Source organism: Fictibacillus sp. FJAT-27399 (assembly GCF_001510655.1).
Taxonomy (GTDB): Bacteria; Bacillota; Bacilli; order Bacillales; family Fictibacillaceae; genus Fictibacillus_C; species Fictibacillus_C marinisediminis.
In genome coordinates this window covers 183,048-201,668 of the sequence record NZ_LMVC01000004.1, presented here as the reverse complement: position 1 = coordinate 201,668, position 18,621 = coordinate 183,048, and the positions used below count along the sequence as shown (strand labels likewise).

At 45.4% G+C, this 18,621-nt stretch carries 22 protein-coding genes; 5 read left to right on the top strand and 17 right to left on the bottom strand.

Annotated features, from left to right (window positions below; translation table 11 throughout):
- Window positions 1-39: 39 nt before the first annotated feature.
- The 4 genes from atpE to AR335_RS17560 all read right to left on the bottom strand — a co-directional run bounded on the left by atpE (window position 40) and on the right by AR335_RS17560 (window position 1,656).
- Window positions 40-252, bottom strand: coding sequence for a F0F1 ATP synthase subunit C (atpE, locus tag AR335_RS17575; RefSeq protein ID WP_061973519.1), 213 nt, complete (start codon window positions 250-252; stop codon window positions 40-42).
- An 82-nt stretch (window positions 253-334) separates the two neighbouring features.
- Window positions 335-1,045, bottom strand: a complete 711-nt coding sequence (atpB, locus tag AR335_RS17570; RefSeq protein WP_062238317.1) for a F0F1 ATP synthase subunit A — start codon at window positions 1,043-1,045, stop codon at window positions 335-337.
- A gap of 6 nt (window positions 1,046-1,051) precedes the next feature.
- On the bottom strand, window positions 1,052-1,435 hold the full coding sequence (locus AR335_RS17565) for an ATP synthase subunit I (RefSeq protein ID WP_062238316.1): 384 nt from the start codon (window positions 1,433-1,435) through the stop codon (window positions 1,052-1,054).
- The gene (locus AR335_RS17560; RefSeq protein ID WP_053356471.1) at window positions 1,432-1,656 is read right to left on the bottom strand and encodes an AtpZ/AtpI family protein; all 225 of its coding nucleotides are present in this window, start codon (window positions 1,654-1,656) and stop codon (window positions 1,432-1,434) included. Before AR335_RS17560 ends, AR335_RS17565 begins: the two co-directional genes overlap by 4 nt.
- 320 nt (window positions 1,657-1,976) lie before the next feature.
- Between AR335_RS17560 and AR335_RS17555 the strand changes: the two genes are divergently transcribed.
- Window positions 1,977-2,381 (top strand): DUF3889 domain-containing protein, encoded by a 405-nt coding sequence (locus tag AR335_RS17555; protein WP_062238314.1) that lies wholly within the window; start codon window positions 1,977-1,979, stop codon window positions 2,379-2,381.
- Between the two features lie 455 nt (window positions 2,382-2,836).
- Here AR335_RS17555 and upp read toward each other — a convergent pair whose 3' ends face one another.
- Complete coding sequence (gene upp, locus AR335_RS17550; protein WP_053356468.1) at window positions 2,837-3,466, bottom strand: uracil phosphoribosyltransferase; 630 nt, start codon at window positions 3,464-3,466, stop codon at window positions 2,837-2,839.
- 142 nt (window positions 3,467-3,608) lie between these two features.
- Between upp and AR335_RS24355 the strand changes: the two genes are divergently transcribed.
- Window positions 3,609-3,854 carry a hypothetical protein gene (locus AR335_RS24355; protein WP_156419070.1) on the top strand — a complete coding sequence of 82 codons (246 nt, stop codon included), beginning with the start codon at window positions 3,609-3,611 and terminating at the stop codon, window positions 3,852-3,854.
- Between the two features lie 28 nt (window positions 3,855-3,882).
- Here AR335_RS24355 and AR335_RS17545 read toward each other — a convergent pair whose 3' ends face one another.
- The 3 genes from AR335_RS17545 to glyA all read right to left on the bottom strand — a co-directional run bounded on the left by AR335_RS17545 (window position 3,883) and on the right by glyA (window position 6,778).
- On the bottom strand, window positions 3,883-4,284 hold the full coding sequence (locus AR335_RS17545; protein ID WP_062238312.1) for a disulfide oxidoreductase: 402 nt from the start codon (window positions 4,282-4,284) through the stop codon (window positions 3,883-3,885).
- A 1-nt stretch (window position 4,285) separates the two neighbouring features.
- Entirely contained in the window at window positions 4,286-5,032 is a 747-nt protein-coding gene (locus AR335_RS17540) for a DsbA family protein (protein ID WP_062238309.1), read from the bottom strand.
- A gap of 510 nt (window positions 5,033-5,542) precedes the next feature.
- Complete coding sequence (gene glyA, locus AR335_RS17535) at window positions 5,543-6,778, bottom strand: serine hydroxymethyltransferase (protein WP_062238307.1); 1,236 nt, start codon at window positions 6,776-6,778, stop codon at window positions 5,543-5,545.
- A gap of 163 nt (window positions 6,779-6,941) precedes the next feature.
- Between glyA and AR335_RS24350 the strand changes: the two genes are divergently transcribed.
- On the top strand, window positions 6,942-7,142 hold the full coding sequence (locus AR335_RS24350; protein WP_156419069.1) for a hypothetical protein: 201 nt from the start codon (window positions 6,942-6,944) through the stop codon (window positions 7,140-7,142).
- A gap of 25 nt (window positions 7,143-7,167) precedes the next feature.
- On the opposite strand, the gene gntK is transcribed toward AR335_RS24350, so the two are convergent.
- The gene (gene gntK, locus AR335_RS17530) at window positions 7,168-8,715 is read right to left on the bottom strand and encodes a gluconokinase (RefSeq protein ID WP_062238305.1); all 1,548 of its coding nucleotides are present in this window, start codon (window positions 8,713-8,715) and stop codon (window positions 7,168-7,170) included.
- A gap of 315 nt (window positions 8,716-9,030) precedes the next feature.
- On the bottom strand, window positions 9,031-9,927 hold the full coding sequence (gnd, locus tag AR335_RS17525; RefSeq protein WP_062238303.1) for a phosphogluconate dehydrogenase (NAD(+)-dependent, decarboxylating): 897 nt from the start codon (window positions 9,925-9,927) through the stop codon (window positions 9,031-9,033).
- 155 nt (window positions 9,928-10,082) lie between these two features.
- On the opposite strand from gnd, the gene AR335_RS17520 reads away from it, so the two are divergent.
- Entirely contained in the window at window positions 10,083-10,931 is an 849-nt protein-coding gene (locus tag AR335_RS17520) for a MurR/RpiR family transcriptional regulator (RefSeq protein WP_062238301.1), read from the top strand.
- A gap of 218 nt (window positions 10,932-11,149) precedes the next feature.
- Here AR335_RS17520 and AR335_RS17515 read toward each other — a convergent pair whose 3' ends face one another.
- The 4 genes from AR335_RS17515 to AR335_RS17500 all read right to left on the bottom strand — a co-directional run bounded on the left by AR335_RS17515 (window position 11,150) and on the right by AR335_RS17500 (window position 13,621).
- Complete coding sequence (locus AR335_RS17515; protein WP_053356460.1) at window positions 11,150-11,722, bottom strand: TIGR01440 family protein; 573 nt, start codon at window positions 11,720-11,722, stop codon at window positions 11,150-11,152.
- Window positions 11,723-11,800: 78 nt separating this feature from the next.
- Window positions 11,801-12,250 carry a ribose 5-phosphate isomerase B gene (gene rpiB / locus AR335_RS17510; RefSeq protein WP_053356459.1) on the bottom strand — a complete coding sequence of 150 codons (450 nt, stop codon included), beginning with the start codon at window positions 12,248-12,250 and terminating at the stop codon, window positions 11,801-11,803.
- A 108-nt stretch (window positions 12,251-12,358) separates the two neighbouring features.
- Window positions 12,359-12,976, bottom strand: a complete 618-nt coding sequence (locus AR335_RS17505; protein WP_062238300.1) for a low molecular weight protein arginine phosphatase — start codon at window positions 12,974-12,976, stop codon at window positions 12,359-12,361.
- 87 nt (window positions 12,977-13,063) lie between these two features.
- Window positions 13,064-13,621, bottom strand: a complete 558-nt coding sequence (locus AR335_RS17500; RefSeq protein WP_062238298.1) for a manganese efflux pump MntP family protein — start codon at window positions 13,619-13,621, stop codon at window positions 13,064-13,066.
- Between the two features lie 180 nt (window positions 13,622-13,801).
- On the opposite strand from AR335_RS17500, the gene AR335_RS17495 reads away from it, so the two are divergent.
- Entirely contained in the window at window positions 13,802-16,039 is a 2,238-nt protein-coding gene (locus AR335_RS17495) for a PAS domain S-box protein (protein WP_062238295.1), read from the top strand.
- 33 nt (window positions 16,040-16,072) lie between these two features.
- Here the strand turns inward: AR335_RS17495 and AR335_RS17490 are convergent, their stop codons facing one another.
- From AR335_RS17490 to spoIIR, 3 genes are all read right to left on the bottom strand, one after another.
- Window positions 16,073-17,122: an L-threonylcarbamoyladenylate synthase gene (locus tag AR335_RS17490; protein WP_062238491.1), complete on the bottom strand. Its 1,050-nt coding sequence runs from the start codon at window positions 17,120-17,122 to the stop codon at window positions 16,073-16,075.
- Window positions 17,123-17,228: 106 nt separating this feature from the next.
- Window positions 17,229-17,672, bottom strand: a complete 444-nt coding sequence (locus tag AR335_RS17485; protein ID WP_062238293.1) for a GNAT family N-acetyltransferase — start codon at window positions 17,670-17,672, stop codon at window positions 17,229-17,231.
- Window positions 17,673-17,738: 66 nt separating this feature from the next.
- Window positions 17,739-18,413 carry a stage II sporulation protein R gene (gene spoIIR, locus AR335_RS17480; RefSeq protein ID WP_062238291.1) on the bottom strand — a complete coding sequence of 225 codons (675 nt, stop codon included), beginning with the start codon at window positions 18,411-18,413 and terminating at the stop codon, window positions 17,739-17,741.
- Window positions 18,414-18,621 lie beyond the last annotated feature (208 nt).

The following is an 18,621-nucleotide window of genomic DNA, read 5'->3' as shown; positions in this document are numbered from 1 at the left end:
GCTTCGCCATTATTGAGATCTTTTTAAATCTTGCTGTTATTACTTCCCAAGAACGATAAATGCAATAACAACACCGATGATAGGAAGTGCTTCAACTAACGCAACCCCGATAAACATTGTTGTTTGAAGCGTACCGCGTAGTTCTGGTTGACGAGCAACCCCCTCAACTGTACGTCCTACGATAAGACCGTTACCAATACCTGCACCTAGTGCTGCTAGACCGATTGCAATTGCTGCTGCAATAAGATTCATTTTTGTATTACTCCCTTCTATTCCCCTGTAAATTTTATTTTTTTGTTCCCGGCTATTTGGCCGGAAACGGAAATTATATTAATTAATGGTCATCAGCCACTTTATGGGCTAAATAAACCATTGTTAACATGGTAAAGATAAATGCCTGGATAGCACCTACGAATACCGAGAACCCTTGCCATACAATCAATGGGAAGATTCCCAGAATACCAGCAAAGATACCTTGGTGTGAGAGACCCACGAGAAGGCCGAGAAGAATTTCACCGGCATAGATGTTACCGTAAAGCCGAAGACCCAGCGTAAGTGTGTTTGCGAATTCTTCAATCAGCTTTAATGGGAAGAAAAGCTTGAATGGTTTGAAGAACTCTGAACCATATGCTTTAGCACCCTTTAACTTCACTCCATAATAATGGCTTAAAACCACTACCATAACAGCGAGTGTCAATGTGATCGTCGGGTCTGCTGTCGGGGACTTCCACCATAATTCATGGCCAAAGGCTACCGCAAACGGCAGTCCCAGCATATTGGAGACAAAAATATACATAAGCAGCGTGAGCCCTAAAGTAAGAAAGCGTCCGCCGGTATGCCAATCCATAGTGCTATTAATGATTCCTTTTACAAAGTCCACTACCCATTCGAGGAAGTTTTGCATTCCGCCCGGTCTCATGGACAAGGCACGGGTAGCCAGTACAGCAATCAGGAAAACAATAAGTGATGAAACTGTAATCATCAATACGTTAGAGAGGTTAAATTGCAAACCCATAAACGTATGTATCGGAGCTTCGTGTTCCACCTGTGTTCACCTCTTTTCCTTTGGAGTACGTATGGTTTTAGTTAGTGAATCTATTAACATGATAATATAGACCGTCATCAATCCAATTACCACACTTAACAAATTGAAGAATTGCGGGAATCTAATGGCAATTAGCGCCGCGAGACCTCCCATGAGAAGTCTTGATAATGAGCCCATTGTCCTGACTTTCTGCTGGTTAATGACTGCTTGTCCGAGCCGCTCGATACTGGAGTACATACTCCAGAGATTAAATAGACTGAACAGGGTGCCGAATGATAAACCGAGGAAGATGGATTTGCAGGACGTTACTCCGTATCCGAGGACAAAAAAAGAGAGCATAAAGAGTGTATACTTTATGTATCTTCTGTAGGTCATGGTGTACTCGGTCATTTGCGTTCTTCTCCTGATTGGTTGGATAATAAACGGATCATGCCATAAACGCCGGCTCCAAGCCCTAGAAACAAGCCAATGATGAGGAACAAAGGACCTGTTCCCGTGAAGCGATCCAGCCACATACCGCCGAAAAGTCCAAGCAATATACCTCCAACTAGTGTTGACAATATACCTGACATTAATGCCATTGCTTTATAAGGCCGTTTCCCGGTGCTCATCGCATGGACTCCTTCCGAAATATAAGCAAGAGTTCAAAATATTAGGAAACGCGCTAGTCTCCTAGTATGAAAACCTTACCATATTCCCTTTGTAAGGATACAATAGCGGTCCCCCGGTGTCAACGCAATTAGGGGTTAAATATCATATAAATTGTGGAAAATCTGTCACAATTCCTATATGTTTATTCAAATGCTCTATAATATTGCTTTTCCCTAGGAAAACCCCCGTATATTACACAATATTAAATGTTCATTTATGTATAAAATTCAGGTTTTTGCAGACACTTTTGAGTGATATCGAATCACGAGGAGGCTATCACTTGAAACTTACTAAAACAGGATTTTTATTTGCTTTCTTTTTGATGATTTTAGGGGCATGCATGAACAATGCAAACGACCGGAAAAATAATGTGGAACCCCATCAGACCGGTTACTACGAAGACCAGAACCGGAACAACAGGGTCAACATATCAACCGAGCCCATGCGGCAGGATTACGCAAAGTGGGGGAAAATCGCTCTTGAACGGACAAAAGAGAAGTATCCGAACAGCGCGATCAGCGACTATCAGTACGATACTCGCCGCGTCAATGCTGACGGAACCGTCATTGATTTCTTTGACTTCATCGTAACCGAGAACAATGTTGAAAAAGACATTAAAGTAAAAGTTCTCCATAACCCGGACAACGGAAAGCTTATTTCCGTAGCGTTTGAGGAGATTAGTTGATTGGATTTTAGTAAGGAACGCTCCGTTTCTGTTCATTCCGGGATGCCCGGGGTGAGCGGAGGGGCGTTTTTAATTTTTGCGGGCAAGTTGATGGACTTATTAGGGGATTTTCTTTAAAAAGCAGGCAAAAGGAGTTTAGTTGCTGTATTTTTAGCTCGAATTGCATGAAGGAACTCTATAAGGGGGGAGAAATCCAGCTTCAAATAAAAAAATCAGTCAAAATAGAGGAAAGCTAGGGTGACCTGGATTTTTATTATCGAATTCCTGATTTTATTATCGAAAATCTCTTTTTATTATTGAAAACGTTGATATATTATCGAAACGTCCACATTTTTTATCGAACCGTTTATCCACGACACATTCGACGCGATTCGCTACATTTATACCCCCTTCCATCATTTCGCCCACAAAAAAAGAAGCATCGGAGACTTCCGCCGGTGCTTCTTCAACTTCGCTTATTTTGTTCCGAAAAGACGATCCCCTGCATCACCAAGACCAGGAACGATATAGCCGTGGTCATTGAGTTTCTCATCAAGGGCTGCCAAATAGATGTCCACTTCAGGATGGTCCTTGTGGATCAATTCGATTCCTTCAGGAGCAGCAACGAGACACATCAACTTAATGTTTTTCGCACCGCGGTTCTTCAGGGAAGTAATAGCTGCAGCAGCTGAACCGCCAGTTGCCAGCATCGGATCGATCACAATAAAGTCGCGCTCTTCCACATCGGATGGAAGCTTAACGTAGTATTCAACTGGCAAAAGTGTTTCCGGGTCGCGATATAGACCTACATGTCCAACTTTCGCTGCTGGAATCAATTTTAAGATGCCATCTACCATTCCAAGACCAGCACGGAGAATCGGTACAAGTCCCAGCTTTTTCCCTGCAATTACTTTCATTTGCGCTTCAGCTACAGGAGTTTGAATGGTTACCTCCTCAAGCGGAAGATCCCGCGTGATTTCAAAAGCCATCAATCCCGCTACTTCATCCACAAGCTCACGAAATTCCTTTGTTCCTGTTTCAACGTCACGAATATGTGTTAATTTATGCTGTATCAATGGATGATCCAGAACAAAAACATTACCCATCCTGCTACCTCTCCTTTTTCACAACGGGCTTGTCCACCCGAGCTTTTTCTTTGCACATAACCTCTTCCGCATTTTACAGAAAAAAAGGAGCCACTTCAAGGTCTAAAAAGCTTCCAATTCGAAAAACATGAGGCTGTCCAATATGGCTATAACACTAAAAGGTGCTGTCTATCTGGAAGTAGTGGATCTCCGTTCCAGGCTGCTCGTTTTCCGCGGGGCGTGCGCTGAACCCCTCGTCGCAAGCGCCTGCGGGTTTCACCTGTCACGCGCATCCCGCTGGAGTCTCACACCTTACACTCCAATCAACTTGTCAATGGAGATTGTTTTGCAAGTAATGACTCCACAATCAAAATTTTTTAAAAGGAGCTGCCAGAAGGTCAGTTTATGACTTTCTGGCAGCTCCTGCGGCAAGACGGTTATCCTTTTCTGCTCAATATGATCATGCTCACTGTAATGATCACAAAGGCTGTGAAGGCGAGCATCGGGATCGTAATAAAGCCCAGCCAGTTGATATAATCCTGCGAACAAGGCACACCTGATGTGCATACTTCAAATTCCTGCAATGCCGGAATCTTTTGCAGTGCGATGTGATAGCCTGACACAAATATACCTAAAACAGAGAGAGGCAGCACATAACGGGCAATTCTGCTGTCCTGATGGTAGAAAGCCACACCGAGAAATACGGCGAGCGGGTACATCAGGATCCTCTGGTACCAGCAAAACGTACACGGAACGTAATGCATGACCTCACTGAAGTAAAGTGAGCCGATGACCGCGATGATGGCCGTCAGCCAGCTCAGCAACAAAGGCTTGTTCATCTTACTTCTTCCCTTTCGCTGCTTCTTCTACTTGTTTCTTAAAGTCTCCGTACGTGCTTCCTGTAAACCTTTTGCCGTTTACAAAGAGTGTCGGAGTAGAGTCCACGTTTAGCTTGCTTACGAGTGCCTCATCCTTCTTTACGTCCTCATCATGATTCGAGCTGCTGAAAGCCTTTTTCACTTTGGCCGCATCTTTTTCAGACGTCGCTTCTGCCAGCGTCTTCACCAGGAAGTCCTCTTTAAAGATATCCCGGTGTTCGTCTTTTGGGTCTGCGGGCTGCTTTTTATATAAGAGCTCGTGGAACTTCCAAAAGCTGTCGTTGCCTAGTTCCGCATACACGGTTTCCGCAAACTGTGCCGATCGCCTTGAATCTACGTTGATGAACGGGTAGTTGATAAAATAAAACTTTATTTTTCCTGTTTTAATCAGGTCTTTATCAACTTCAGGGAAAAATGACATGTTGAAATTTTTGCAGATCGGGCATTTATAATCCCCAAATTCAATAACCTTCACATCAGCAGATTGATCACCTAAGTAAGGCTGCCCTTTATAATCAATCGAGACATTTTGATTCGAGTCTTTCCCCTTGTCCCCAGGATTGCCCACAAACAAGACGACAATGATACCTAACGCAATAATACCGATCATCCAGAAAATCCAGCTTGATGATTTCTGGTTCTTGTTTCGAACATAGTTCTTCGTCTGAGACTTTGCCTTGCTCTTTCCTTTTGGTTTTTGTTTAGCCATCTTTTCACCTCTACTACCTTAAATTTATATACTAACTATTCAATCACAGATCAATTCTCCTTAAGAGTATACAAGTTTTCTGCAATTTACAAATGAACATTCTCTTAACTTTACGGAATTTAAGCGAGGTGTGATTGAACCGCCAGCTATCACCTCCCGCCTTTGAGGTAAAAGACTTGGGGGCTATTCTAAAAGATTGTTGCTTTGGGAACATTTAGTTGATTCGAGTGCAAGGTGCGAGACTCCTCGAAAATGAATTTCACATTTTCTTCGTGCGATATAACGCTGCCGAAGCCTTCCTTGTCCTGCGGGGGTAGCGTGACAGGTAAGACCCAAAGGCGCTTGCGCCGTGGGGCTTAACGCACGCCCCGCGAAAGTAGGCGTTTACGCCGGTAAAAGCGAGCATCCTGAAACGGAAATCAACCACTCCTAAGGAGCAACAAAGGTTACGAAACAGCCAGCTACAAAAAAAGACGCCTTTAAGGGCGCCTTTTTCTTTCATCTCTTTTCTTACTCGTACAGCTTATACTTCCCGGCAAGAGCAGCTACACGCTCGCTTGCTTCCTTCAATGCTTCTTCACCTTCAGGATTTTTAACAACAAGCGCGATCAGGGATGCAATTTCATCCATGTCTTCAAGTCCGAAGCCACGGGATGTAACAGCAGCAGTACCGATACGGATTCCGCTTGTTACAAACGGGCTTTCAGTATCGAATGGAATCGTGTTTTTGTTTACGGTAATACCGACATCATCCAATGCTTTTTCAGCAATCTTGCCCGTAATGCCGAGCTTGCTTACGTCAATCAGGATCAAATGATTGTCTGTGCCATCGGACACAAGCGTGATTCCTTCTTTTTTAAGAGAATCAGCCAGCCTTTTTGCGTTATCAATGATTTGTCCGGCATACGTTTTAAAGTCTTCGCTTAATGCTTCGCCAAATGCGACAGCTTTAGCTGCAATGACATGCATAAGGGGTCCACCCTGGATTCCAGGGAAAATGGATTTATCAATTTTCTTGGCAAACTCTTCTTTACAGAAAATCATTCCGCCGCGAGGGCCGCGCAATGTTTTATGCGTAGTTGTTGTTACAAAATCAGCGTAAGGAACCGGATTCTCATGAAGCCCCGCTGCCACAAGCCCAGCGATATGCGCCATGTCTACCATGAGATACGCTCCTGCTTCATCGGCAATCTCACGGAACTTTTTGAAATCAATAGCTCTTGGATAGGCACTCGCACCAGCCACAATCACTTTCGGCTTATGCTCAAGTGCCTTTTGGCGGACATCCTCATAGTTGATGAGATGAGTTTCTTTGTCCACCCCGTACTCAACAAAATTGTACAAAACGCCGGAAAAGTTAACTGGGCTTCCGTGAGTCAAATGCCCTCCGTGTGATAGATTCATTCCGAGGACAGTGTCACCTGGCTCCAATACGGTAAAATACACAGCCATATTCGCCTGTGCACCGGAATGAGGCTGAACGTTGACATGTTCCGCTCCAAAGATTTTCTTGGCACGGTCTCTTGCTAAATCCTCAGCTACGTCAACATATTCGCATCCTCCGTAATAACGGCGTCCAGGATATCCTTCCGCGTACTTGTTGGTCAGTACGGATCCTTGAGCCTCCATTACCGCCTGACTTACAAAGTTTTCTGATGCAATAAGCTCAATCTTATTCCGCTGACGGCCTAGTTCGTCCTGTATAGCAGCAAAAACTTCTTGATCTTGAACAGCTAGCTTTTCCAAGTGTGCGCATCCCCTTCGTGTAAAAGTCCTTAATTCAAACCCATTGTAACATAGCCTTCCGGGGATTTGTTACGTCTCTTTTAATTTAAAAAAGAGTAGCCGCTTCCATTTTTTCAGGTAAGTAGGAGCTGTCCAATAAGCCGTTAGCAAGCATAGAAACAGGATGTCTATCTGGCAGCAGTTAATTTCCGTTCCAGGCAGCTCGCTTTCCGCGGGGCGTGCGCTGAACCCCTCGGCGCTTGCGCCTGCGGGTTTCACCTGTCACGCTCATCCCGCGGGAGTCTCGCACCTTCCACTCCAATCAACTAATCAAAGAAGATGCCTTTCTAAACAAAGGAGCTGCCAGAAGGTCAGTTTACTATGACTTTCTGAACAGCTCCTCCTTACGGTTATTGTTCCAGCCTTTTTCTTTGGAAATCGGCAATCTGTTTATACTCATCCTCCAGGCTCCGTGAGACGGATAGGAAGATGGACATCAGCTCCTGATACGTATCGACGTTTTCAGGGTTTGGCTTGTGCTGATACGTGCTGCCGACCATCTCGGATACGATGGAGAAATCATCAATTTCTTCTAATGCATACAATCCAAGGATGACCGCCCCGAGACAAGAGCTTTCGAAACTCTCAGGAATCGTCACATCTTGATTGAAGATGTCAGCCATCATCTGCCGCCAAAGAGCAGAACGGGCAAACCCGCCAGTCGCCTGCACCCCTTTTGGAATCCCGATTAATTCCTGAAGAGCGAGCAAGACACTGTAAAGGTTGAAAATAACTCCTTCGAGCACCGCCCGGATCATATGCTCTTTTTTATGGTAGAGAGCAAGCCCAAAGAATGAGCCGCGCGCATTGGCGTTCCAGAGCGGCGCTCGTTCTCCTGCCATGTACGGGTGAAATAAAAGCCCGTCGGCTCCGGGAGAGACCTTTTTTGCGATCTCAGTCAGCATCTCGTAAGGATCGACTCCAAGGCGCTTTGCTGTTTCTGCTTCAGCGGCACCGAACTGGTCTCTGACCCACCGGAACGTCATGCCGCCGTTGTTTACAGGTCCCCCGATCACCCAATGTTTATCTGTCAGCGCATAACAGAACGTCCGGCCTTTCTGGTCGGTGATCGGCCTGTCACTGACCGTACGGATGGCACCGCTTGTCCCGATCGTAACCGCAACAACACCCGGTTCAATCGCGTTAACACCAAGGTTGGAAAGCACGCCGTCACTGGCTCCAATAATAAACGGAGTTTCCGTGCGTAAGCCCAGTTTCTCGGCAAGTTCAGGCGCAAGCCCTTTTACAACTTGGGTAGTCGGAACAAGCGTGGAAAGTTTTTCACTCGTAATGCCGGCAATGCTCAATGCTTCCTCATCCCATTCCAGCTTTTCAAGGTTCATCATTCCTGTTGATGATGCGATGGAGTAGTCGATAAGAAACTCTCCGAAAAGCTTGTAAAACACATACTCTTTGATCCCGATGAACTTATGTGCAAGCGTATAGGCTTCATTCAGTTCATGCTTCATCCAGAGAAGCTTTGACAGCGGCGACATCGGGTGGATCGGTGTACCTGTTCTTAAGTAAACTTCATGGCCGTTCAGTTCTTCCTTAATTTTTTCGGCATAGGAAGCACTTCTGTTATCCGCCCACGTGATACTCTTCGTCAGTGCATTCCCCTTGGCATCCACTGCAATGACACTATGCATCGCTGAACTGAATGAGATCAGCTCCAGATCATCCGGAGAAACGAGACTCTCTGCCATATTTTGTTTAATACAGGTAAATACGGCTCTCAAAATTTCTTCCGGCTCCTGCTCTGCTGTAGACGGCGTTGGACTTAACAGCGGATAGCCCACTGTATGCTGAGAAATGACAGCTCCTTTTCGGTCAAATATCACTGCTTTCGTACTCGTTGTCCCGATGTCCACACCCATCAAGTACTTTTTTGAATCCATACCTACCATCCTTTCCGATCTTACACTTGCCTGTCTATAGCTTAGTATGTAACGAAGTCCGTTTGAAATTACATGATAAAAAGAAAAGCGCAAGCGCCCTGCTAAGGTTCGACAAGCGCTGGAACTCTTATACAGCAACACGCTTTTTGTGTTGAGGGGTAAGAGTGAAGCGACCAATGATGAAAAGAAGATCATACTTTTCATCTATCGAGAACCTATGCTGAAAACAAGAACATGTTTTCATCCTGGGCGCTGAGCTAGACATCAAAAAGAGAGGGTGACACTATTACAATAAGTCACCCCCTTTGCTTGAAATTATTTTTTTACCACTGCGTGCCCGCCGAATTCATTGCGAAGAGCAGCTACTACCTTGCCTGTGAACGTATCGTCCTCAAGTGAACGGTAGCGCATCATGAGGGAAAGAGCGATAACCGGTGCTGGAACTTGAAGGTCCAGGGCAGCTTCCACTGTCCATTTTCCTTCTCCAGAAGAGTTCATCACACCTTTAATGCCTTCAAGCTTAGGATCTTTGGAGAATGCGCTCTGAGTCAGCTCCATGAGCCAAGAGCGGACAACTGAACCGTGGTTCCACATTTTCGCAACCGCTTCATAGTCATAATCAAACTGGCTTTTCTCAAGAACTTCGAATCCTTCAGCGATCGCCTGCATCATACCGTACTCGATGCCGTTATGAACCATTTTCAAGAAATGTCCGCTTCCGACTTTTCCTGTATAGAGGTAGCCGTTTTCCACGGAAAGATCTTTGAAAATCGGTTCGATGATTTCAAATACTTCAGGCTCTGCACCGATCATTGTACAAGCACCGTTTCGTGCTCCGTCAGTGCCTCCGCTTGTCCCTACATCGACAAAGTGAAGCTCTTTTTCTTTTAACTCTTCTGCACGCCGCAGTGTATCTTTATAGTTGGAGTTTCCGCCGTCGATCACAATATCTCCAGGCTCCAATACGTTTTTCAGTTCAGCAAGAACATCTTCCGTTATGTTTCCCGCAGGTACCATCATCCAAACCACACGCGGTGTGCTTAGTCCGCTGACTAGTTCTTTGATCGATTCAACGCCTGTTGCTCCATCGTTCGTAATATTTTTCACCTGTTCTTTGTTCACGTCTGTCGCTACTACCTCATGGTTGTGGTCGAGCAGATTAAGAACAAGATTGTAACCCATTTTACCTAGGCCGATCATTCCGATTTGCATTTATAAATGCCCCTTTCAAACAAACCATGATTACGGTTTGTGAAAATTTTTTTCTTCCATCGCTATTATATACTAAAATTTTTTCCGTTTACAAGAAAATAAATTTCATATTATGATAGAGCCAAACGTCACGGTACAAGAAAGGAAGAACGAACATGGCAGCTTCAAACTGTTTATCCAAAATTCGCTCTTCTTATGGCATATTAAGCGAAAAAGAAAAAAAGATTGCTGACTTTATATTGGAGGATCCTCAAAATATCATCCACTCGAGCATTAATGAAGTGGCTGATCACTTGGAGGTAGCGGATGCGACGGTCTTCCGGTTTTGTAAAAGGCTGGGCTTCAAGGGATTTCAAGCATTAAAAATTGCACTTGCCTCTGATATTGTCGGCCCGCTTCAGGATATCCATGAGACCATATTAGAAAGCGACACACCTGCCCAGATCGCCGAAAAAGTATTTCAATCTAACATCGGCACACTCGAAGATACCCGGCAGATGCTGGATGAAAAAAGTTTTCAGGCGGCTGTCGATTGCCTGCTCGCCGCTCAAAAGATCGAATTCTACGGAAACGGCGGATCAGGCATCATCGCTATGGACGCTCATCATAAATTTATCCGTACCGGCAAACCAAGCATCGCTTATACCGATACGCACTTTCAGCTGATGTCTGCCTCCCAGCTGACGAAGCGGGATGTGGCTCTCTTTATCTCCCATTCCGGAACAAATAAGGATTTGCTGCACGTCATGAGGGTGGCGAAAGAGAACGGCTGCCGCACCATCTCGCTTACCGATTATGCAAAGTCTCCGCTCAGTGAGAAGGCTGATATCTCCCTGCATACGATCTCGAGGGAGACTGAATTCCGGTCTGAAGCACTCTCTTCCCGGATTGCACAGCTCAGTATTATCGATGCACTCTATGTGAATGTGATGATGGCTGGCAAGGAAGAAGCAAAAAAATCGCTGCAGCGCATGCGGTCGGCGATTTCGGAGAAGAAGTTCTAACAAGAAACTGCAGATGGGAAGAATTACTTGCGGAATTGATACTTTTACTTGCGGTTCGACATGGTTTACTTGCGGAAACTCTGCGTTTACTTGCGAAAACCGCCCACTTACTTGCAAAAATGCTTCAAATACTTGCAAAACCCATCATTTTCATAAAAAACCACCCGCTCCAGTACAAAAAAAACCGCCCTTCTACAGGCGGTTTTTTTCTTTATCTATTAAAAGCAGCGGATGTCTTCCTTGGATGGATATACAGCACGCTCTCCGCCAATCAGCTTTGGCCTTGTTTTGGCGAGGGTAACGTGGGCTTCCCCGATGCTTTTTACTTCCGTTCTTACGGGTACAGCAACATGCTTCAGATGCATGCCGATAAAGGTATCCCCGATATCAATTCCGGCATCTGCTTTAATGTATTCGACGACGACTGGATCATTTAGATGATGGAAGGCATAGGTGGCGAGTGCGCCGCCTGCCGAACGCGCAGGCACAACCCGGACTTCTTCATATCGAAGCCTGTCAGCGATCTCACGCTCCATCACAAGTGCTCTGTTCAAATGCTCACAGCATTGAAAGGCAAGAGCGACCTGACTTTCTTCCTGAAAGGTTTTTACCCCGTTATAAAGAGCTTGAGCCGCTTCCATCGTTCCGGAAGTGCCAATTTTCCCTCCGGTTACTTCACTCGTACTGGCCCCTACGACCAGCAGCTGTCCCGGCTTTAACTGGGCTTGTTTTTGCAAATCAGATAGTGCATGAAAGACCTGCTTCTCAACAGTTTGCAGCTGGTCACTCATTGGTTGAATCGTCCCTTCTTTTGAGGTGAGAATCAGCGTCCAGCCTCTTCTGTCACCCTTTCGTTGCGGTACTTCCGCCTATTTTGCACCCTGCGCTTCATAATCAGAAATTTTTCCGACTCGTTTGCTGTGGCGGCCGCCTTCATATTCTGTCGTCAGCCATACCTTTGCAATTTCCAAAGCCAGTCCAGGTCCGATGACCCGTTCACCCATCGCCAGCACGTTGCTGTCATTGTGCAGGCGTGTCGCTTTGGCGCTGAACAAATCGTGCACAAGGGCACAGCGGATTCCTTTTACTTTGTTTGCCGCTATACTCATACCTATTCCCGTACCGCAGATTAATATGCCCCGATCAGCCTCTCCGCTTGCCACCATTTCCGCTACGGGAATGGCGTAATCCGGATAATCTACCGAGGTGCTGCATTCACAGCCCATATCTTTTACATCCATGCCCATCTCCTGCATCATGCTCACAATTTCCTGACGAAGCTCTACTCCTGCATGGTCTGAACCAATCGCTACTCTCATCTGATCCTCCTGTATATTTCCGTATTCTACTTCAATTTTAAATTGAATTTTACATTGTTTCAACCGATTAAACCGGTGATAACGGAAATATGAAGAGGCCATCTCTGTTTAAATCTTTTTTATGAGTTTTTCAATGAGGCTTTCAAGCTCGGCTCTCGTCTCGCGATAAAGATCGATACTTCCGCCAAACGGGTCAATGATGTCCAGGGAAGGCAAGCTGTTTTCCAGCGAGATAATTTTTTTTTTGAAAGGCTGAATATCAGCTTCAAATTTCTCCTGAACCGCTTGCTTGTCATTAGTATCGGCCTGATCCCATTTATTTTTATAGAAAGCTCTTATTGTTTCAATTTCAGCATACGCCTGATGAAGCTCTGAAAGCTGCTTTTCATAGTCATCGTTTTGATAGATGTATTCTTTAAGTGTGTATGCTTTCTCCACAGCCTCCGGATATTGATGGCAAACCGTATGTTTATGGCTTTCTGTCATCGTCAGGACAAGGTCGGCCCAACGGACAAGTGTTTCAGTTAAGGGTTTGGATTCATGTTTGAATGGGATGCCTTTTTCCGACATCGCCGTCACCGCATGGGTGCTCGCCCCTGCCCCCTCTGCGGCAAAGACGCCAGCTGACCTTACTTCAACTTTTCCTTTTCCCAGGTATTTAAGCAATGCAGCCGCCATCGGACTTCGGCACGTATTTCCTGTACAGACAAATAAGATCTTTTTCATGATTTCCCACCCTCAGCTTCAATGTCTTTATTTACAAGTATAAAAAAAGATTGGCTCAATGCCAATCGTTCATTTATTGTTTCAGCATTATAAGGGAAGCAGGAGCTTGATCCCAAAAGCAAGCAGAATCAATCCGCCGAGCGCTTCACTGTAGGATCCGAGCCACTTTTGAACTTTTCTACCCATCATCAGACCTCCCCATGTCAGCAGCATGCTCATGATTCCGAACATGAATATGGTGAGAAACGTACGGGCTCCGTAAATTCCCAGACTTAGTCCAACAGAGAAACTATCCAGGCTGGCGCTCACAGCAAAAAGCAGCAGACCAAACCCGACAGGATTCACAAACGGCTCATTCTCAGGCTTGAATGAAGAATGGATCATCTGCAAACCAAGAAGGAGCAGCAAACAACCGCCGATGATGACTGCAATGCCCCCAAAGTGAGAAGAAATCTGCTTGCCAAGCAATAGTCCTGCAAGAGGCATCCCAATATGAAACAGTCCGATGACTACTCCTATTTTCACAATCTGCCTCAGCCTTAATTGCAGCATTCCCATGCCGATCCCAATAGAAAAAGCATCCATACCAAGAGCAAAAGACATGAGCCACAGCGTCAGCCATTCACCGATTGTTACGACGTCCATTTACTTTCCCCCTAACTCCGCTAGTACAACCTTATGCACGTCCGCCATTGATTAGAATCGACGTTTCCGTTCTTCGAAAAAACCAAATATAAAGCAATTTTCGACATTAGCAGGGATATAGTTTTTTTTACCGTAAATAAAGGTTATAGAAAAACGGGAAGAATCGGAGGGGAAATTTTCATGGCTGAAAACGGGAAATCGATTCATCCGGCAGTTGCTGAATCAAAAAAGAAAGCACACCGAATGGAGATTACAAAACAGCAGAGCATGACGTTCAAGTTTATTAAATCAGGCGAAACTTTCGTGATGACCGAGTGCAGCGGTGAACTCTCTGACTCATTGGGCTATACAGAAGAATGGGTGATCGGAAAGACGCCTGAAGAAATTTTTCCGAAAGAGCTCGCCGCCTTTAAAATGGATTGTTACGAACAGGCCTGGAAGGGAGAGCATATTACATATGAAGCCCAACTGAACAATGTCCCATTCCTCGTATCGTTAAATCCAGTCTTTGAAAATGGAAAAGTCGTCGAGGTACGGGGCTTAAGCATCGATCTGATCCATAGGGTTATGATGGAGAGGCAGCTGGAAGAAAGTGAGCAAAGGTTCCGCTCGCTGATCGAGCATAACATCGATGCACTATTTTCCCTTGATTCCCAAGGGAAGTTTACGACCGTCAATCCGGCTGCAGAACTTCTTACCGGCTACACGGGGAAAGAACTGCTCAGCATGACCTTTCATCCCCTGCTGATGGAAGAACATCTGGAAAAATCAGTCCAAGATTTTGAGGAGGCCCTTAAAGGCACTCCCAAAACATACGATATGAAGATGAAAAGAAAAGACGGAGAAATTCGGTTTGTAAATCTGACCATCACACCGATTATCGTAAGCGATGACGTACTGGGACTGTATTGTATCGGAAAGGATATTACGGAAAAGAAGAAGCAGGAAGCCGAACTGAGGGAAACAAAAGAAAAACTGGAGTCGCTGTTTACTCATTCCGCAGACATGATCGCCATCTATGATTTCGATAAACAAACGATCAAGCTGAACCCCGCTTTTGAAAAAACGTTCGGGTGGACAGAGGAAGAATTAAGGGACTGCAGAAGCCCGATTTTCCCTATTGTCCTTGATCAATATTTACAGGAATCACTGCAGATGATCCAGACGGTGAAAAAGGGAATTCCCATTATAGGCCACGAGATGGTTTGTCAGCGCAAAGATGGATCCCTGCTAAACTCGAGTGTCACGCTGTTTCCCATATTTGATCAAAACGGCCGAGTACACGCATACTCGGGTATTTCGCGTGATATCACTGAAAAAAAACGACAGGAAAAAGCCTTGCGTGAGAGCGAAGAAAAATACCGCATCATTGCCGAAAATACGATGGATTTAATCGCAACATCCGACAGGCAGGGGAAGGTCACATACTCCTCACCTTCCAACAAGATGATTTTAGGTGTGGATCCTGCAGATCATCTAGGAAAAAATGCCATTGATTTCCTGCATGAAGATGACAAAAAACGGGTAACTCTCCTCATGCGCCGCATGGTCCAATCGAGACAGCCTGTAAAATATGAAGCTCGCTGGAAACATAACGATGGTTCCTATGTTGTATTGGAAACAAACGCAACACCAGTCATCAATGAAAAAGGCCATGTGGAAAGCGTCGTGGTTGTATCCAGAGATCTCACCGAGCGGAAAAAAACAGAAGAAATGCTTAGAAAATCCGATAAGCTTTCTGTTCTGGGCCAGCTGGCTGCTGGTGTCGCCCATGAGATCCGCAACCCTTTAACCTCTATAAAAGGGTTCTTGCAGCTGCTTGAATCGAAAGCAGAGAATGACTATGAGTACTATGAAATCATGCTCTCTGAAATTGACAGGATCAATTCCATTGTCAGCGAATTTATGGTCTTGGCCAAGCCGCAGGTTATGAATCTCGTGCCGACCAACATCACTGAACTGATGCGCCATGTCATCTCACTGATTGAAACACAGGCCATATTGATGAACGTGCAGATTTATTTTAAAGCAGAGGATGATCTGCCTGTAATCTCCAGTGTGGACAACCAGCTTAAACAGGTATTTATCAATCTGCTGAAAAATGCGATAGAAGCGATGCCGGATGGCGGAAACGTGTTTATTTCCATTGAACGGAAAGAGAACGATCTGGTGGTGTCGTTTGCGGATGAAGGGTGCGGAATTCCTTCTGATAAGCTCCCTTCACTCGGTGAACCCTTTTATACAACAAAAGAGAAAGGGACAGGGCTCGGCCTTATGGTCTGCTATAAGATTATTGAGGACCATGGCGGGAGGATCCACGTGAAGAGCGAGCTGGGACAAGGCAGCACCTTTAAAGTGGTGCTTCCCATGCTCTCGATCGATCAGGAGGGCGCCTCTTTATTGTCTGACCATAAATAAACAGGACAGTCAGCTGTCCTGTTCTTCTTTGCTCTATTCTTTAATGATCTGTCCGCCTGCCGATTTCTCAAGCCTGTTCATAATGGCTGCACCTACGCCCTTTTTCGGGAACACTTCTCCATAAATGATATCCACATCACTCTCGTTAAACGCCCGCAAAGCGTCGTACAGATGATGTGCGACACTTTCCAGCTTTTCACGTGACCCGCACGGAATAATCGTATCTGCCTGATAAAAGGATGCATTTTCTTCTGAAGTGAGAACTCCGATTTTTCGCCCTGCTTCTTTTTGCTTGTCCACAAGCTCCTGCAAAAACGCAGGAGAGCCATCCACAAGATAAAGTGGAGCATCCGGCGCATAATGCGTGTATTTCATGCCCGGAGATTTGGGTGCTTCCTTCTCATTGAGGAGTCCAGGATCCATGGATGTTTCACCCGCCGCCTCTTCAAGCTGCTCTTTTGTGACTCCTCCCGGGCGAAGGATGACAAGTGTTTCGGCCGTGCAGTCGACCACTGTGGATTCCACACCGACCCCTGTTGCCCCTCCGTCCAGAATACCAGGGATTCTACCTTTTAAATCCTCATAAACATGCTGGGCAGTCGTTGGAGAAGGCCTTCCAGAGACATTGGCGCTGGGAGCCGCCAGCGGAAGGCCGCATTCCTTGATCAGTTTCATGGCAACGGGATGATCAGGCATACGAACACCCACTGTGGATAACCCCGCTGTCACCCGGCCGGCCACATCCTCTCCCTTGGGCAGAACCAGTGTCAGGGGACCCGGCCAGAACGCATCCATCAGTTTTTTTGCACGTTCCGGGATGGAAGCAACAATCCCCTCAAGCTGTTCAGTACTTGCGATATGAACAATCAGCGGATTATCACTCGGTCTTCCCTTTGCCCGGAAAATTTTCTCGATGGCTTCATCACTGAGCGCGTTTCCTCCAAGTCCATATACTGTTTCTGTAGGGAACGCCACCACTTCATTTTTCTTTATCCACAAGGAAGCTTGCGTAATTTGTGGATATTCTTTTTCTTCATCCATTTTTTTATCCACAGACCATACTTCGGTTTTATACTCTATCATGTGAAAAATCCTTTCAAACCGCCCAATCTGTGTTCTGACGCTCATTTCGAACATCATCCACAAGTTATACACAAACGCTCCAGAAATGTGCATAACTTGTGGATAATCATTTGTCATTCAAGGTGCAGTACAGGAGTACAACATCTTTTTCAGCTGTTTTCTTGTAGTGGGCGGTATTCTCAATATGGGAAGGAGTTCCTTTTTCGGCTACCGGCTGAAACGATAAAGGCTCAAAAAGGTGAACAGCTTTCGTAAGCAGATACAGGGTTTCCACTCCTTTTTCCTTACAGTATAGCAAAATTCTTTGAATCAATCGCAGAAATAGTTGTTCATTCGAATATTCTTTCTTGATGACGAAGGAACGCAGCAGCCCGTCCTGGCCAACTCTTTCCAGGCCCACTGTTCCGATCGTATCTCCTTCATCATTTTCCACAACCAGATAGTTCTCGATTCCCTCTCTGATCCCGTCCGTTCCGAGACCTGCCTGCTTTACCAGGTCACCGAGACTTCCTGCTTCATGCGGCATAGCCGCCCGTAAACGAATTGTCATGGTGTTCACCCCTCTAGCATTTTTTATAAAAGTCTATGAAACAACCATGAAAGTTATGCAGGGCTTTTAAGAGAAAAGACTCCCGATCTTATCTGCGATGGTGGTAAAGAAGTCTGCCAGAAAGAATTTAACTTCTATTTTTTCTTCCTCAGGCTTTTGAACAACGGGTACGTCCTGAGCAGTTCCTGAGGCTACTTCCTTTACACCCTTCTGATCTGCTTTAACCGCGTCTCCGTTTTCAAAATCAAGGAAACATAGAGGCGGAAACAATACACACCACCAATTGGCTCCTTTACCTTTACCAAGTGTAATGAGGACCGCTTCATACTTTCCGGCAGGGTAGATATTATTTCCGTACATTTTTGTCGGGAAGGCGACATGATTGTTGAATTGAACTTTGTAGGGAATGTTGAGCCCGGCATCTTTCAAGTAGGACTTTACCACGTTTTCAACTTCAGGCAAATGTTTTCGGATCACTTTTTCAGCCTGATCATGTGAATCCAGGCCACCCACCCAGGTTGTGATCTGTTCGTTCACTTTATCCCGGATTCTCCTTTTCAGTGCCTGATCTTTTTCCGCGTCACTGTTTGCCAGAATCCGTAGCCTGATGGCATCACTTGGAATTTTAGCAGAGGCATTCATGGTGGCATCGGCCACCTTCGTTTGGGTTTCAAAAAACAGCAGCATCGCGATCAGCGATAGGAATAGTATAGTCATTAGCGATTTTTTTGATCTTTTCATGTTTAAAACTCCCCTTTCCTTTTCTATCCTCATTGTGGCCACGGAAAGGAGAAATCATACTATGAATCTAGTAAACAAATACCGGAAAAATATGACAGAAACCGGCTGTGAAACAACGGACTTTGTCACAAATTTATTAAACATATCAAAAAGGTCACATATTTCCTCTGTAGTGTAGGAGGTCTGCTATAGTAAGGACATCCCTATC